This is a genomic window from Paenibacillus sp. 2TAB26, from assembly GCF_052115145.1.
In the GTDB taxonomy this organism is placed as follows: Bacteria; Bacillota; Bacilli; order Paenibacillales; family Paenibacillaceae; genus Pristimantibacillus.
Map to the genome: position 1 here is coordinate 177,932 of NZ_JBFRGC010000007.1, position 16,799 is coordinate 194,730.

The window sequence follows — 16,799 nt, forward strand, 5'->3', positions numbered from 1 at the left end:
TCAGTAAGTTGACATTAAGCGGGTAATTAAATACAATGGTTTCATTAGGAAACAATGTTTCTATATGAAAACTTAATATCTGAGAGGGTTGAGACAATGATACAAGTACAAAACAAGTGGGCACTGGTTACAGGTGCTTCTTCGGGTATAGGAGAAGCGTTTGCTCATGAATTGGCTGCTAAAGGAAGCCATTTGATCTTAACCGCACGCTCGGAATCTAAGCTCGTTGCATTAGCTGAGAAACTAAGCAAGAAACATGGCATTCAAACGGAGGTTATCGTCTCAGACCTATCCAAAGAAGGCTCGCCCGCGAAGCTATATCAAGAATGCCTAAAACGTGGACTTAGCATAGATATATTAATTAATAATGCGGGATTTGCTAGCCATGGATGGTTTGATCAGTTGCCTAGTGGCCGAGTACATGAAGAAGTGATGCTCAACGTAGTTGCAGTTGTGGATCTTACTCATTTGTTTTTACCGGATATGCTTAAAAAACGGAGCGGTATCGTCATTAATGTAGCTTCTACTGCAGCATTTCAACCGGATCCGTATATGGCGGTGTATGGAGCGACCAAATCTTTTGTACTGTCGTTTACACAGGCACTTTGGGAAGAAAACCGCAAACGCGGTGTCCAATTTCTTGCTTTATGTCCAGGTTCAACGGAAACCCCATTCTTCAGCGTTGTAGGAGCAGAAGAGGCATCTGTCGGAAAGCGCGATACGCCAGAACATGTTGTACAAGTGGCGCTTCGCTCATTAGAGGCTGGTCGGCCTTATGCTGTTGCTGGGATCAAAAACTTCATAACAGCTCAAGCATCTCGTTTTTTAACAAGCAAACAAATGCTTCGTATTGTGGAGCGGATGCTGCGTCCGCGTGTACTTTTAAAATAAAAATGTGAAGTTCGTTATCTGTGGTGGAAGAACGGACTCCTTATGAGGCCAAGGCCTCAACTAACCTGATCATACCCCTAACGTTATATTATTGGTTTAAAGTGAAAAGGCACCCAAGCGGGTGCTCTCTCATTTTTAACAACAAAGAAGCTGGCTTATATTCACATTCTGTTAGTTATTGAAATGCATGGGGGAATTGCGTGACGATGCCAGCTGTAAATGCATCCGCCATATCCAGTGCTTGTTTCTCAATTTGATCAAAGGCTTCGATGTCAGATTCATAATTTTTGGATAATCGAAATACGGCTTCATTTTTGGTCATGCGAAGATGCTCATGCAGCATGTTCTCCAAGGCTGACTTCGGCCAATTGGGGTTGATACTGTTCATAAAGCCAGCGATTTCATCTGCATTGGCATACCATTTCTTTTCTGCTTCCGCAGCTGCTTGATTATTGCCAGCCTTCGCAGCTTTAACGAGCTGTGCAGCCAAAACAAGATGTTCTCTCATTAAACGGTCAAACTGAGAAGCTACCGTATCTCCGTAATAATATTTAAAAACGGAGGCCATGTCTGTGGGATTACGGAGGAGACGCTCGGTAACTAACGCTTCATCAGGCAAGCCTTCCGCAATACTAATAATGAGCATCCTCGTCCAAGCGACGTGTTGCTCCCAGAGCGTTCGGAAAGTTTGGTTTAATTCTACTTCGGCTTTACTTATACATGTATTACTTTGTACGTTACCCCATTTCGTTCTAAAAAATGGTTTAGGCGTTTGCCTATAGGGGATAAAATTCGTCTGCCATGTGTATGGGTTATAAGGATAAGTACCTGGATAAGCAGCATTTCTTGCAAAGAAAGAGGGTTGATGCCGTGGATCTGATATCCAAGGAATCGAATAGAACATAGGTGTTGCCTCCTTAATATAGGTATTCACCTAATAACTATACGTAAAGAAAGTAGTATGCGATTGGGCTATTGACTATATTTATCACTGTAGACCCTGCACGGATGAGGACATGGGATACTATATGCTGATTATGGCTTACAAAGTGAACGATAACCTCGTGCAATTCATTTATGTAATCGATAATAAATAAGTCGTTATAAACAGTTGAGCGTCAGCGGATAACCTATGGTGAAACATAGATTATTTGCTGACGCTCTTTTTATTGTTTCTATGCATCAAACAAAATTTGTATTGGGTTGCATATCTCATCCTATTTATTGCCGCACCGCCACCTGAATGACACATTGACCCCTTATAGTATAGAAACTGCCATCAATAATAAAGGAAAGATAGGAGAAATAAACATGTATGAAATTCATAATGTATCCAGATTATTCGGCCAGGAATATGCACTTAAAAATATATCTCTTGAAATCAAGGGTGGGCTTAACTTTATCGTAGGTGCATCAGGAAGCGGGAAAACAACCCTCCTCAAAATATTAGCTGGCTTGGACCAGGATTTTAAAGGGGAGGCTTATTACAAAAAGCAAAATCTAAAAACGCTCAGCCAAAAGGATAAGAGTGAGTATCACAATAAAAAAATCGGGATCGTATGGCAGGAATTTAATTTGATCGACGATTTATCGGTATTGGATAACATAAAAATGCCTCTCTATTTAAACGATACCATATCAGGTGAACGAATAACTCAGCTCATGAAGCAGCTTAAAATTAATGAGCTCGGAAAGCAGAAGGTCAGAAATCTATCTGGCGGTCAAAAGCAGCGGGTGGCTATAGCAAGAGAGCTTATGAAAAATCCCGAGGTCCTTATTGCGGATGAGCCCACAGCCGCGCTTGATCCGAAATCAGCCAGCGTAATTATTAATATATTGAAGCAAATCGCCAAAACGCGTACAGTCATTATCGTCACGCATGATAGCTCGATGCTTGACGATAACAGCAGTGTTTTTGAGTTTGATAAAGGTGAGCTCGTGTCGGAAACCAAAGTCGAACAAGCTAAGCCAAAACCATCTCCGATGACAGCAAAACCTGCATTATCTATGAAGCGGACCATGTCAATCTCAATGACCAATATAAAAAGTAAAATAAGCAGATACGCGGTGTTGGTTGTTGCCATATTGGTATCGACAAGCTTCCTATTCATGAATACATCAGGCCGTATACAGAACACGAGTCAAAACAGCTTTGATGCATTGTACGCTGCGATTGGCGAGGGCCTTTTTGATATTGATATTGCATCTAAATTTATAAGCGCAGGCAGTTCAAGCGAATCTGATCAAGAGCAAAAGCCGAATGTCGATGTGGATCAAGATATTGCAGGTCTTTATGAAAAATACTTAAATGATGAACGTGTGAAGCACGTGGTATTTGCTCAGGCAGTGAATAATATTACGGTAGTTTTAGATGGCAAGGAGCACAAGATTGAGGGCTCAAACAATGTCCCTGTATTCAAAAAGTTAATAGCTGGTAAAATGCCTTCGGGTGATCATAATGAAGTGGTTGTCTCAAACAGCTTGGCAGATGTTTTAGGCGTTTCCAATAATGATCTCATCGGCAAAACGATTGACCTCCGCGGGACGTTATTTAATTGGGATTCCAGAGAGCCAGTTGAAAAGCCAGTTGGTACGACTGTCAAAATTGTTGGTGTAGCGGATACAACAGCTGTGGTAGAGATGAACGGTGAGATTAAGGAGTATCCAGTAAACGACTCATTCTTTTTCAGTAAATCATCGGTTATGGAAATGCGCGAACAGGCGAACATGAAATCCAAGACGTCTAATTTCTCGATGAGAGCAAATAGCGCCGAGGACATGATTTCATTGAAAGACGAGCTGCTGGCGATGGGAATTGTGCCGAATGGCAGATTTGAACTGGTCGAAGATATGGTTCGATTAAATGCTCAGGCGAAAGAACAATCAGGCTCAGCTGTCATTGTCATTAGCATTCTGTCTCTAATCGTTTCGTTTGCCATTTCGTTCATGACAGCAGCTATGCGTAAAAGAGAATATGCGATTTTCAAAATTAACGGCTATAGGAATAGCGATTTAACAAAAATGACGTTCGTGGAATATTTGTTTGTTAGCTTAGCGGCATTTGTATTATTTGTGTTGGCCTCTCCACTCATCAACATGGCTATGAATTCAATTACTGGCTCGCCGGGTGTTTTGGAAGCAAAATCATATGCTATAGAAGCGGGTCTGATTATCCTCATTGCTTTGTTTTGCGGCTTAATAACAACGATGGTGATTGGGACTGTCAATACATTCAAATCGTTGAAGTCAGGTGACAGAGCATGATTATTTTAGAAGAGGTAACAAAAAAATATGGTGACCAAACTATTTTAAACCGTATAGGATATACGTTTCGAGATACTGGGATTACCTGTATTCTTGGCGCATCAGGCAGTGGGAAAAGTACATTATTGAACCTGCTCGCAGGGTTTGATATGAATTACAAAGGAAATATTACGGTATGCGATGAGAAAATTACAGAAATGACATCAGTAGAGCTTTGCCAATTCCGACAAAACCATATCGGGTTTATTTTTCAAAGTTACAATTTAATAAGCGGTTATACTGTTATGGAAAATATTTTACTCGCAGCTGAGTTGAATGGGAAATCAGCGCAAGAAAACCGTGATAAGGTATTTGCATTAATCAAAGAGTTAGATATCGAAACGAAGGCAGAAGAAAAAGTTGAAAATCTATCAGGGGGGCAGAAGCAACGCGTTGCGATTGCGAGAGCGCTTATAAATGATCCTCAAATATTATTCGCAGATGAGCCTACTGGAGCACTAGATCGTGAGTTAGCTAATCAAATCATGGATATCTTAAAGGAAGTGGCAAGAGATCGGTTGGTTGTTGTCATTACCCATGATAAAAAGATATGTTCGTGGGCTGATGAAGTTTTGTCTATTGAAAATGGGAAAATACAGGTTATTACATCACAAGCAATATCAGCAGAACAAACGATAGTCCAAAAGCAAATCAAAGCAAAGCATACGAGTAACCGTGCCCAGGTTTCCATTTGGAAACGTGCTTTTAAAAATTTTAGAGTGCGACTATTTCGTTATATGGCAGTTAGCTTGGTCATTGCAATAGGAATTGCGCTGTTTGTTGTCTCACTCTCATCCAGCAACATCATGAGTCAGTCTATTAGTGATTTTAAAGACAAAAACACCGCGTTCAATAATGGATACATCGCGTTAAATGAGAAACAAGATCCATTCAAACTACTAAGCCAGGATTATAGAATTGAAAATGTCTATTATCAATACGTACTCAAGGACGTAGAACTTACCCTAAGTGTAGGGATCGTTAGCTTTAAAGAGAAAATACCCATGCCAAGAGCCACTGAAAATATGTCATATGGCATAATGCCGAGATATGGGGAGAACGAGATTTCAATTACGCCAAGTGTAGGGAGAAAACTTACCGATAATATTCGTGAGCTCATTGGCCAAAAAATAACGCTAAAATATAACGGACACAGTTTCCCTCTCACAATCAGCGGTATCTATAACGCAGGTTATGATGATTTTTTCATCAGCTCCGATGTGGAGCAATCACTTTATGAGCATGAGAGAGGAGAGAAGCCATTCTCAGTTTCTTATGATGTGACAAGCTTTTCGGATATTGTGCCGGTAACAGAGGGTTTGGAAAAACAAAACATAACGACCAAAACGGCTGTGGAGCAAGTCGCTGCTCTGGAGAAAACCTTTAACAGCGTAAAGAAGCTTTTTCTTGCTGTGTCCATTCTTATTTTATCCATCGCACTTTTTATTAGCATTGTACTGCTTGCTAAACAAACAAACGCTAGATACCGTGAGATCGGAATTTTAGCAGCTCTCGGCTACAACAAGGGATGGATCAGGGGGATATTAGCAGCTGAAAACATCCTTTTAGCTAGTACATCAACGATTCTCAGTCTCGGAATGTTCTTCGTCATCAGTTATGTATATAGTCTTTTGCTAGGGGGCGGAATGATCATACAAGCCCTGCAAATTGCGATTACTGTCATTTCAACATTTATCATTATTCTTTTAATGAGTACGATTGTTAGTCAGAAACTAATTGCTGCTGAGCCGGCGGATGCTCTTCGGAAATAAAGGATTACAAAGTAATACTTAGTGATGTTAAAAGGCAATATCGTGTTGCAAACGAAAACAGCCTATACTCCTGAATGATAGGGGTTTAGACTGTTTTTTTATATTTACAGCTAATTGACCTGATTTAATTATGATCTAGAAGAGGAAGGGTCAAATAAAACGTTACACCATCCTCTTTATTAAACACGCCGTACTCACTTTCATGTCGTTGTAAAATCGCTTTTACGATTGACAAGCCGATGCCGGTTCCTCCAAGCTCACGGCTGCCTGAATGGTCGGCTCTATAGAAAGTGTCCCAAATATAAGGCAGATCCTCTTCGGGAATAGGTGTGCCCTCATTTTTAAGCGCTACCCGTACGGATGACTTTTCGGTCTTTATACGTATTTCAAGACGTCCTTGAACGGGGGTATGGCGTATAGCGTTACCAAGCAGGTTGATCAGCACTTGCTCCAGCCGCTGCCGATCTGATCGCACCCATAGTTCTTCGGCATCTAGTCCAATCAGCTGGGGACGAATGGATTTCTCATGCAAGAGTGGGGCCATTTTCGTTAGTACCGACTGAACCGTTTCATAAAGCGGGACCGTTGACCATTGCAGTGCAAACCGGCCGCTCTCTAATTGGGATAGATCCAGCAAATCGGCGACAAGACGGGCCATCCGCTCCGATTCCTCGATAATCACGGCCGTATATTTATCGCGTTTCAGTCCGTTTGCTACATTGTCTTGGAGCGCTTCTGCATAACCTTGGATTAGACTGACCGGTGTTTTTAATTCATGTGATACGCTTGCTACGAATTGCCTGCGCATGCGTTCTAGCTGCTTTTCTTTCTCGATATCATCAAGTAATTTCATATTCGCTTCCTGCAATTCGGCCATCGTTTGCTGCAGATTAAGGGCAAGGCTATTCATCGTTCCCGCGAGCTGGCCGATTTCATCCTTCCGGTTCATACGTACGAATGCTGTGAAATCGAGCTTGGCCAGACGCTTTGCTACTTTGTTCAGCTGCATCAACGGCAATGTAATGGTGCGTGAAAGGAAATAAGCAAACAGTAAAATAGGGATGGCAGCAAGCGCGTAAAAATACATATAAAATCGGCTCATAACTTGAACAGCATCGCCGACAGGCTGGAGTGTAGCCAGCGCAATCAAATACGCATCTCCACCCCTATGGTTTACTGTGTTCGGCAGCTTCACTGCGGCAAGTAGCATGTTTTCGTTATCAGCATTAAAGGATGATATTTTCGTTACGCTCACATGTCCTGTTTGGGATAGTGTGCTGAATCGGTCGCTATTTTGCAGCCAAATGCTCATGGCGTCTGACAGCCGATTACTGTAGGGATTAACATAAGTTGCAGGTACGAGGGGTTGGCTTCTAATGTTCTTATCATCCAGCGGAGGCTGGACGTAAGGCTCGGGATCGAGTTGAATCGATATATCGTAATCATTATTAAGGATGATGGAAGGCGTCACAGGTATAGCAGGAATGGCTTTGTAGCCCCCAGCATACACGTCGATTTTATTTCCTTGCTTGTACAACGTGGCTGTTACACCGTAAAAGCGTTGTTCGAAGCTGACGACCTCTTCTGGCTTGACGTTTAGATCGTAAACACCGGATGCATACTTATGATAAATGCTTTCCATCTGCTGAGATAGCTCATTCGACTTCTGCTCGATATAAAACGTTCCGAAAAATTTAGTCTGGAGCACCATCCATAAGATGATAAATAACATCAAAGCGACCAAGGTCACCCAAAATATTTTGAAATCCAATCGCTCTCTCTTCATAAATACCTCATGTTTTGTTTTGAAATTTATAACCATTGTTGCGTACGGTTTGGATGTAATCAGCCTTGTCTCCTAGTTTTTTGCGTAGACGTTTAATCTGCGTATCGACTGTACGGGCATCGCCGAAATAATCGATCCCCCATAAGCGATCAAGAAGAGTATCTCTTGTTAATACGATATTTGGATGCTGGTAGAAGAACAGCAGCAGTTCGTATTCTTTTGGCGACAATTCGAGAAGCTTGCCGTAAAGATAAACTTCATGGGCTTGTTCATTAATTTCCAAATCATGATGCTTCTTCAGTTCTGCGGCCCCATCATGAACATGCCATCGGCTTAATAAGGCTTTAATTTTTGCGATCAATACTTTGGGGCTAAATGGCTTAGTTACATAATCGTCTGCACCCAATTCGTAGCCATATAACTTATCTTCTTCCTCCGACCTAGCCGTTAGCATAACAATTATAGTCTGGGAGTGACTGCGAAGCTGCTTGCATACTTCAAAACCATCTATACCGGGCATCATAATATCAAGCACAACGAGATCAGGCGGCGTATGGCGAGCATGCTCTAACGCTTCATAGCCATTTGCTGCTTGTATGATGTGGTAGCCCTCTTCTTCCAAATAATCTGCAACAAGCTCCCGCATGCGAGGCTCATCCTCGACGATGAGTATTAAGGGCTGCTTCACCATATTGGATTCAATCTCCTCTTTAGCCCTTGTCATTGCACTGTCATAGGGGCATTATGATTCATATTGTTGAAGCTCACTAATTACCACCATTATGGAGGAAATGATCCTGTAAACGCAATGCTACCCTATATACCGGCTCATTCGCCTCTAATTTGCATTGCTAATGGTTTTCATTTGTCGTTTTATGATAGTATATAGACCTATACGCTAAGAAGGAAGTGAACCATTATGATCAACATCACGATTCCGGCGCCGGACGTAACCATAACCAAGCAGGTTAATCCACAGCTGAGCAATATTTATGGCTTTACTGATTTTCACCTGATTACAAGGGAGCATGGCGGTTTCTTTATGTTTTACAACGATAAGGACGAGCTGCTGTTTGTCGGCAAGGCACGGAAGCTAAGACCCCGTATCAAAAAACATTTTGAGGATTCCGTATCCGTCATGAAAAATCATCGCAATGAGGTTACTAAAATTGAGGTTTATGTTAATGAGGATTCGGTTGATCGCGAGATCTACGAAACATACCTTATTAATAAATTCAGAGCGAAATACAATGTAGAAAAAGTGTTCTTTAAATAAATAGATCGACAAACACAAAGCAATGAGCGCAGTCATTCGGACGAGGCTTATTGTTTTTTTTGTTTAGGGTGAGATGCCGGCTTGTTGACATCGAAAAGTAAACCTGTTATATTTATCTTAAATTAAAGATAATTAAATTAAAGATTTTTTTAGAAGATGATTTGTATTCATGAACCACGGGAAAGCTAAAATTGAATGGAGGAATATATAATGAATCAATTAAAAGGTATCCATCACGTTACGGCAATTACAAGCAGTGCAGAGCGCAACTATGACTTTTTTACAAACGTGTTAGGTATGCGATTAGTGAAAAAAACGGTGAACCAAGACGATATTCAAACGTATCACTTGTTTTTTGCAGATGATAAAGGCAATGCAGGCACTGACATGACATTTTTCGATTTTCCACATATTCCGAAGGGCGTGCATGGAACGAATGAAATTTCAAAAACTTCATTCCGAATTCCGAATGATGCGGCTTTGCAATACTGGGTAGAGCGATTCAACCGTCTAGATGTGAAGCATACCGGTATTCAAGAGATGTTTGGCAAGAAGTCACTTTCGTTTGTTGACTTTGATGACCAACACTATCAATTGATTTCGGATGAAAATAATAAAGGGATAGCTTCAGGAGTGCCTTGGGAAAAAGGACCAATCCCGTTAGAGCACGCGATTACGGGTCTAGGACCAATCTTCATTCGCATTTCTAATTTCGAGAACTTCAAAACGATGCTGGAGAAAGTGCTGTTGTTCAAAGAAATTGACCAAGACGGCTCATTCCATCTATTTGAGGTTGGTGAAGGCGGAAACGGAGCTCAAGTTATTGTGGAATACAATGCTGTGCTTCCACAAGCGCATCAAGGCTTCGGCACCGTTCACCACGTGGCATTCCGTGTAGAAGACCGCGGCGTATTGAATGAATGGATCGAGCGCCTAGAGAGCTTCAGATTGCCGTCTTCCGGCTATGTAAACCGTCACTTTTTCGAATCGTTGTACGCTAGAGTGGCTCCGCAAATTTTATTCGAATTTGCAACGGATGGTCCAGGGTTTATGGGTGATGAGCCATATGAAACGCTTGGTGAAAAATTATCGTTGCCTCCTTTCCTAGAGCCTAAGCGTGAAGAAATCGAAAAATTAGTCCGTCCAATCGATACGGTTCGCAGTACGAAGGAGTTTATTAAAGAATAATGCTTCAGAAATAGACAGAGGCAGTGGATTGATTGGACAATATCCCCTATACTTGTAAGGCAACTTCAAGGAGAACTTGAATGTATAATAAGGAATGGGGGACATGAATTTATGTCTAGTTTGCCAAATTGCCCGGAATGTAATTCTGAATACACGTATGAGGATGGCAGTCTGCTAATCTGTCCAGAATGCAGTCATGAGTGGAGCTTACAATCAGAATCCGATAACGATGAGGATAAAAGAATAATTAAAGATGCGAATGGAAATGTGCTGAACGATGGCGATTCTGTAACGGTCATTAAAGACCTTAAAGTTAAAGGCAGCTCGCTCGTTATCAAAATAGGCACAAAAGTAAAAAACATCCGTTTGATTGAAGGCGATCATGATATTGATTGCAAAATTGATAGCTTTGGCGCTATGAAATTGAAGTCGGAATTTGTTAAGAAGATTTAGTATTTGTTTTTAATTCAAGTATAGATGAGGCCCGATTAGCTCTTTAGAGCATATCGGGCCTTTTTATTGATGTTTAGGTGAAAATAATTTTCATAAATTAAATAGTGGTGAAATTAATTTACAAAATGAGGGTATTATGATATGTTGATTTTGCCTAGATGGCAGCAGCAGTCAACGAGTAAATAAAAACAGCAGCGGAGTGGAGTCCAATGAATACAAATAGAAATGTACTTGATAGGATAAGAAGAAAGCTGGTCGTTTCCTGCCAAGCCTTGCCGGATGAACCGCTTCATAGTCCATTTATTATGGGGAGAATGGCATATGCAGCTTTTTTAGGCGGTGCTTCAGGAATTCGTGCCAACAGCGTAGAGGATATTAGGGAAATTAAGCAGCAGGTAGATCTACCGATCATCGGTATTATAAAAAAGGATTATGAGGGCTCTTCCGTATTCATCACCCCTACGATGAAGGAAGTGGATGAGCTTTGCCATGAAGGCGTGGATATCATCGCAATGGATGCAACAAATCGTGTGAGGCCGGACGGATCAACGATATCGGAATTATTTCCTTTACTAAGAGATAAGTATAAAGATCAGCTCTTTATGGCGGATTGCTCGACCTATGCTGAAGCTATCGAGGCTGCAGCGCTAGGGTTTGACATTATTGGGACGACTCTTAGCGGCTATACGGAAGCAACAAAAGATAATGTTTTGCCGGATTTTCAGTTGATAGAGAAGCTCGTGAATACGATATCCGTTCCGATTATTGCGGAGGGCGGTATCTCAACACCTGAGGAACTAAAACGATTATTTGACCAAGGGATTTATTCGGCTGTAGTGGGATCTTCCATTACTAGACCGATGGAAATAACCAAAAAATTCGTAAAGGCTGTTGAATAGCCCATGGGAATGAACATTTTAGCGGCAGATATTGGCGGTACCCATACGAAGATAGGCATTTGCGATGAACGAGGCTGTATCACTCAGTTCAAGGAGTATGCAACTGAAGCTCATATGGGCGGCAAGCATCTCATGGAAAAACTGCTTTTCCAAATGGAGTCGTATCAGCATTTTGATGCTGTCGCTATTAGTACGGCCGGACAAGTGAACGCAGATGAGGGCTGCATCTTGTATGCCAATGAGAATATCCCAAGCTATACAGGCATGAAGGTCAGAGAGATCGTAGAGGATCGGTACCATAAGCCTGTGAAGGTTGAAAATGATGTGAATGCGGCTGCTTTAGGCGAGGCGTGTTTTGGAGCGGCAAAGTCGTTTAATGATTTCTTATGCTTAACGTTTGGGACGGGGATTGGCGGAGCCATCGTCATGAATCGTCAAATCTATCGTGGTGCGAGCGGCTCAGCTGCTGAATTCGGTCATATGTTTACCCGTCCATTGTCGCAAACGAATGGCGGCACGTGCAAATCATTTTATGAAACCTATGCCTCAACAACAGCCTTAATTCGAATGGCCCAAGAAGCTGATCCTGAAATTGTAGACGGAAAAGGTTTTTTTGATAAAATACAGGTAGGAAACGAACCATTACAACAAATATTGCATGCATGGACGACCGAAGTATCCGCGGGTTTGGCTTCACTCATTCATATTTTCAATCCACCTGCTATTATTGTAGGAGGCGGAGTGATGGAGCAGGATGAGCTTGTTCGAATGGTTGAGAAACAAACCAAAGCATTAATTATGGAGAGCTTTGCGGGTGTGAACATCGTAAAGGCTTCTCTTGGAAATAAAGCTGGCTTATTAGGTGCGGCATCATTATTTCTACGCGGAATGGACAGGATTTAGGGAGGTGATCGGTTGCGCACTATCAATATTTTTACAACGATTCATTCGAAATACAACAACCTGACGAATACCGAAAGGAAAGTAGCAGACTACATTCTGGAAAACTCGGAAGGTGTCGTCTACATGTCGATTACCGATCTTGCAGATCACTGTGGAGTGGGCGAGTCCAGCGTATTCCGGTTTTGCAGGTCGTTAAGCTATAAAGGGTATCAGGATTTTAAGATTGCCCTTGCACATAGCATCACCGCGGAAAACGAAATACCGCAGCTTACGGACAAGGTCCTGATGAATGATACGATGGATCAAGTGTCCTCTAAGGTGCTGTCATCCAACATAAGTGCATTGAACGAGACCTATAACTTAATCGATAACGAAAAAATGGATCAGGCGATTGAGCATTTGCTCCAAGCGGAACGGGTCATATTTTTTGGCGTAGGCTCCTCCTTAATGACGGCAATGGAAGCGAAAATCAAATTTATGCGTATCACAAACAAAACGGAATGCAGCATCGATTCGCATCTGCAGATGATGTCAGCGGCTTTAATGACGAAACGGGATGTCGCTGTCGTTATTTCTTATTCCGGTTCTACAAAGGATACGATTGAAGTAGCGAAAAGGGCCAAAGAAAGCGGTGCTACCGTCATTTCGATTACGAGGTTCGTTAAGTCGCCGCTGACCTCTTACTCTGATCTGACACTGCTATGCGGAGCGAATGAAGGACCTCTGCAGGGCGGCTCATTATCTGCGAAGATTTCACAGCTTTATTTGCTCGATGTTTTGTATGTGGAATATTTCAAGAGAACCTATGAAGATTCAATAAGGAATAAGGAAAGCACCGCTGCGTCGGTAGCTGTGAAATTGCTATAAAGCTTACGGTGAACAAAAAGAGGTAGAGTGCGATCGTTAAGCACTCTGCCTCTTTTTGATTTTCATAGAAAAAGCCGCTCTATCGCGGATCGGCACGAAGAGCGGCTGGCTTTAACATTTTATAATGATGAGATTCCGATTATGAACGAGGCTTGAAGATGCCAAAAGGCCGACCGATTGGCAGAAACACACGTCCAAAATGGGTGTTCAGTACAGCTGCGCCTGCGGCATATAGCGATAGGAGAGCAATACCCATCTCAGCATAGGCAGCTAGTGCGTGGAACACGTCTGGTGCTACTCCGAATGCATCGAAGCTCAGTCCAAGGAAAAGCAAATCAATTAGAACGAAGATGAAGAATAATACTTTATTGGTCTCCGCTGCTCCGATAGTCATCAGCAGCGAGAAAATGAGATAACCGACAAAAGCAAAACCAAGCTGCTTGCTATCTGCGATTGCAGCCAGCTCAGCGCCGAACACACCGAGCTTGATCAGCCAACTGCCAGCCATCGCCATCCAGAAGAAAGCATAAGCGCCAAAGGCGGTCATACCGAATGTATTGTTATGTTTTGCATCTTGAATAGAAGCAAAGAGCTGAGCAAAGGCGCCTAGAAAAATCGCCCATGGAATAACGAGACTTAGACCGTCAGTTAAGCCGAGCTTCTGTGAGGAAGCTACGAGCGTAACGATAGCCAGCCCAAATAAGCCGATGGCGCTTGGGTCGGCTGTTACAATTTTGACATTGGAATGATGTTCATTATGCATGTTAGAAAAGAAACCTCCAATAGTTTTCAGGGGTAAACCTGCAATAGTATAGTTGATTCTGCCGATACCAGAATTTCTAGTTTAACGGAAAAGATCTGGCGCGCATAGGGGGAAATTATTGAAAACGCCCCTTTTGCCTTGTTTCAGCAGAGGGGCGTCACATAAATGTTTTAAATTCAGACTTAGGCTACTGTCCGAGTGATTTCTGTTTGGGGATAGGTCCGAATAAAACCCAATGTCCTTTCACTTTGCCGGCCCAAGCAACGATGATCCATGAGCCAACTAAAGCCAGGAAGAAGCCTCCTGCAATCCATGCTCCGTAAACGAGCGGACTCCCATTCACATCCATCATACGGTAATATCTGAGGAACATCGGATGCAGCAAGTACATGCCAAATGACGCATGGCTGAGATGAATAAGTACCGATTTCAAATATTCCATGCGGGATGCCTTAATCCGAAGGGCAAGATGAATAAGCAGCAAACAAGCCGATGTAATATAAATTTCATTTTTAATTTGCACCAAAAAGCTATCGTTAAATAGTAGTTTTCCCTGCGCCTCACGCAAGAAGTAGATCACGTTGAGCGTACCGGAAATGGCTACTACTAGAATTAATGTGCTTCGTAAAGCAATGCTGCTGCGTTTGCGCTCCCAGAAGGCATAAAATTTCGTATAGTTGATTCCTATATAAGCCCCGATACAAAAGTACAAGCTGTATGCGAAAAAACCGCTGGTGACGTATTTGATTCCCATTTCCTTGGCGTTCAGCATATAAATCCACTGAATGAGAAGTCCGCCTGTGATCAGCCAATTGACGAGACGCGGCCATTTTCTCATCACATACCAAAGTACAGGGAAGAGCAAATAACACTGGATAATAATAAAGATAAAATACAAATGAGCATAGGTTTTTCCAATCAGCAATTTAACGAGAAAATCCCAAGTCTGAAAATAAGAGATAAACTGCTCGAAATTAATAAATCCGTATCTGAAGTAGATGATAGTGGCATAATACATAAACGAAAATAGGAGAAACGGCAGCATAATTTTAGTGATGCGTTTCTTGTAGAACATCGTAGCTGTTTGTTTGTTTAATGGTTTATCATTGTAATTGTAGAAAAGAGATATGCCGCTGATCAGAATGAAGAGAGGTACGGCGAATTTGGATAACGTATTAAACAGGACAAGAATCAAAAACAGTGTGGAGTTAGGATCGGAATTGACTACTGAAGAGGATGTCGCGTGAATCATAATGACAGCAAGTATGCCAAATGCGCGTAGGCTCTCAAGCTCAGTCAAAAGCGCCTTCTTAGCTGGCGGTTGAGACATTTATGCACCTCGTGAGTAAGTAGATAATTTAACAATATTTGTTGCTAAAATGCTGACAAGCTAGTATAGCACAAAAGTGGAAAAATATAATGTAGTAGTTTGTGGAGAAATTGTGCGCGGGCAGGGAAATTGAAAAAGGAACTTAAATTTAAATCTCGAATATTTACTGTAATCGGATAGCTAAAAATCTAATGACAGACAGGAGTTGGATACAATGATAAAAGGTTTTGGCGGTATATTTTGGAGAACCAAAAATCTTGAAATGATAACAAAATGGTACAGTGAAGTGTTGAAGCTTGAAATAGGGAATTGGAATGGGACGATGATAAAACCCGAATCCGGAAATGAGACTATCTTTTCTTTTTTTAGCGAGAATGACAGCTATTTTCCAACAGAACAACAAGTGATGTTAAATTTCCAAGTACATAATGTAGACGAGACTATTAAGCATCTTGAACATATGAATGTTCCTCTTGCAAAGAACTTAGAGGTTAGTGAATTTGGGAAATTTATTTGGATTGAAGATCCAGAAGGCCGATTGATCGAGCTTTGGGAGAAAAACGGGGAACTATAACTCAACAATCACTATGGCGAGGCTACCGGCATGAATCGGTAGCCTCGTTTAAGTAATGGGCAGTTAGAATACAACGTCGAATAAGAAAAATAGGTTAGTTACATTTCGATTTGCCTAAATAGGATACTGCTGCTAATTCAGCTAATAGATAAATTAGAATTATGGAGGAATCAAAATGGATGTAACATTTCAAAGAGATCACTTATTCTGGGTACATGAGCCTAAAGAATATACGATTACAGATGGAGAAATTGTGATTAAAACAGAAGCTGGAACAGATTTTTGGCAAAGAACCTATTATGGCTTTCAAAACAATAATGCTCCTGCTTTGTTAATGAAAACCAATGAGAAATATTTTTCGTTTTTAGTAAAAACGGAATTTGACAGTAAACAACGCTTCGACCAGTGTGGCGTAATTATCTATCAAAATAGTGATAACTGGATAAAGGCTTCTATTGAATATGAAAATGAAGAATACCAGAGATTGGGAAGTGTTGTAACGAACTTAGGATATTCTGATTGGGCAACTACGGATATTACTGCAACAAAGAAATTGATGTATTACAGACTAAGCCGGCGTGAAAGCGATTATTGTATTGAAAATTCTTATGATGGCATTCACTATAAGCAAATGCGTATTGCACACCTTTTTGAAGGAGCAGATAATATTCAGATTGGTATTTATGCTTGCAGTCCAGAAGAATCTTCATTTAATGCCGTTTTCACAGAAATGAAATTTACTGAATGCCAATGGAAAGAACATAAGTAACAAATTTTCAGTTTAATATCCTAAT

Annotated in this window: 16 protein-coding genes; 11 read left to right on the plus strand and 5 right to left on the minus strand. The window is 41.4% G+C overall.

What is annotated here, in order from left to right:
* Positions 1–96: 96 nt before the first annotated feature.
* Positions 97–891, plus strand: a complete 795-nt coding sequence (locus AB4Z50_RS09605; protein ID WP_441878299.1) for an SDR family NAD(P)-dependent oxidoreductase — start codon at positions 97–99, stop codon at positions 889–891.
* 175 nt (positions 892–1,066) lie between these two features.
* Here AB4Z50_RS09605 and AB4Z50_RS09610 read toward each other — a convergent pair whose 3' ends face one another.
* Positions 1,067–1,795 (minus strand): LysM peptidoglycan-binding domain-containing protein, encoded by a 729-nt coding sequence (locus AB4Z50_RS09610; RefSeq protein ID WP_441878301.1) that lies wholly within the window; start codon positions 1,793–1,795, stop codon positions 1,067–1,069.
* Positions 1,796–2,202: 407 nt separating this feature from the next.
* Here AB4Z50_RS09610 and AB4Z50_RS09615 point away from each other — a divergent pair, with 407 nt between their 5' ends.
* Entirely contained in the window at positions 2,203–4,155 is a 1,953-nt protein-coding gene (locus AB4Z50_RS09615; protein WP_441878303.1) for an ABC transporter ATP-binding protein/permease, read from the plus strand.
* Positions 4,152–5,966: an ATP-binding cassette domain-containing protein gene (locus tag AB4Z50_RS09620; protein WP_441878305.1), complete on the plus strand. Its 1,815-nt coding sequence runs from the start codon at positions 4,152–4,154 to the stop codon at positions 5,964–5,966. Before AB4Z50_RS09615 ends, AB4Z50_RS09620 begins: the two co-directional genes overlap by 4 nt.
* Positions 5,967–6,090: 124 nt before the next feature.
* On the opposite strand, the gene AB4Z50_RS09625 is transcribed toward AB4Z50_RS09620, so the two are convergent.
* Together AB4Z50_RS09625 and AB4Z50_RS09630 are read right to left on the minus strand one after the other, a co-directional pair.
* Positions 6,091–7,752, minus strand: a complete 1,662-nt coding sequence (locus AB4Z50_RS09625; RefSeq protein WP_441878307.1) for a sensor histidine kinase — start codon at positions 7,750–7,752, stop codon at positions 6,091–6,093.
* Positions 7,753–7,759: 7 nt separating this feature from the next.
* The gene (locus tag AB4Z50_RS09630; RefSeq protein WP_441878309.1) at positions 7,760–8,443 is read right to left on the minus strand and encodes a response regulator transcription factor; all 684 of its coding nucleotides are present in this window, start codon (positions 8,441–8,443) and stop codon (positions 7,760–7,762) included.
* A 228-nt stretch (positions 8,444–8,671) separates the two neighbouring features.
* On the opposite strand from AB4Z50_RS09630, the gene AB4Z50_RS09635 reads away from it, so the two are divergent.
* The 6 genes from AB4Z50_RS09635 to AB4Z50_RS09660 all read left to right on the plus strand — a co-directional run bounded on the left by AB4Z50_RS09635 (position 8,672) and on the right by AB4Z50_RS09660 (position 13,338).
* A complete protein-coding gene (locus AB4Z50_RS09635; protein WP_076266468.1) occupies positions 8,672–9,028 on the plus strand; it encodes a nucleotide excision repair endonuclease in 357 nt (118 codons plus the stop codon).
* Positions 9,029–9,238: 210 nt separating this feature from the next.
* Positions 9,239–10,216, plus strand: coding sequence for a ring-cleaving dioxygenase (locus AB4Z50_RS09640; protein WP_339205665.1), 978 nt, complete (start codon positions 9,239–9,241; stop codon positions 10,214–10,216).
* 111 nt (positions 10,217–10,327) lie between these two features.
* Complete coding sequence (locus AB4Z50_RS09645; protein WP_054025674.1) at positions 10,328–10,669, plus strand: zinc ribbon domain-containing protein YjdM; 342 nt, start codon at positions 10,328–10,330, stop codon at positions 10,667–10,669.
* A gap of 209 nt (positions 10,670–10,878) precedes the next feature.
* The gene (locus AB4Z50_RS09650; protein ID WP_441878312.1) at positions 10,879–11,568 is read left to right on the plus strand and encodes an N-acetylmannosamine-6-phosphate 2-epimerase; all 690 of its coding nucleotides are present in this window, start codon (positions 10,879–10,881) and stop codon (positions 11,566–11,568) included.
* Between the two features lie 3 nt (positions 11,569–11,571).
* Complete coding sequence (locus AB4Z50_RS09655) at positions 11,572–12,471, plus strand: ROK family protein (RefSeq protein WP_441878314.1); 900 nt, start codon at positions 11,572–11,574, stop codon at positions 12,469–12,471.
* 12 nt (positions 12,472–12,483) lie between these two features.
* On the plus strand, positions 12,484–13,338 hold the full coding sequence (locus AB4Z50_RS09660) for a MurR/RpiR family transcriptional regulator (RefSeq protein ID WP_441878316.1): 855 nt from the start codon (positions 12,484–12,486) through the stop codon (positions 13,336–13,338).
* A gap of 139 nt (positions 13,339–13,477) precedes the next feature.
* On the opposite strand, the gene AB4Z50_RS09665 is transcribed toward AB4Z50_RS09660, so the two are convergent.
* Together AB4Z50_RS09665 and AB4Z50_RS09670 are read right to left on the minus strand one after the other, a co-directional pair.
* The gene (locus AB4Z50_RS09665) at positions 13,478–14,101 is read right to left on the minus strand and encodes an acetate uptake transporter (protein WP_430056472.1); all 624 of its coding nucleotides are present in this window, start codon (positions 14,099–14,101) and stop codon (positions 13,478–13,480) included.
* 187 nt (positions 14,102–14,288) lie between these two features.
* Entirely contained in the window at positions 14,289–15,431 is a 1,143-nt protein-coding gene (locus AB4Z50_RS09670) for an acyltransferase (protein ID WP_441878318.1), read from the minus strand.
* Positions 15,432–15,645: 214 nt separating this feature from the next.
* Here AB4Z50_RS09670 and AB4Z50_RS09675 point away from each other — a divergent pair, with 214 nt between their 5' ends.
* Together AB4Z50_RS09675 and AB4Z50_RS09680 are read left to right on the plus strand one after the other, a co-directional pair.
* Positions 15,646–16,005, plus strand: coding sequence for a VOC family protein (locus AB4Z50_RS09675; protein WP_441878320.1), 360 nt, complete (start codon positions 15,646–15,648; stop codon positions 16,003–16,005).
* 175 nt (positions 16,006–16,180) lie between these two features.
* Positions 16,181–16,774 carry a DUF1349 domain-containing protein gene (locus AB4Z50_RS09680; RefSeq protein WP_441878322.1) on the plus strand — a complete coding sequence of 198 codons (594 nt, stop codon included), beginning with the start codon at positions 16,181–16,183 and terminating at the stop codon, positions 16,772–16,774.
* Positions 16,775–16,799 lie beyond the last annotated feature (25 nt).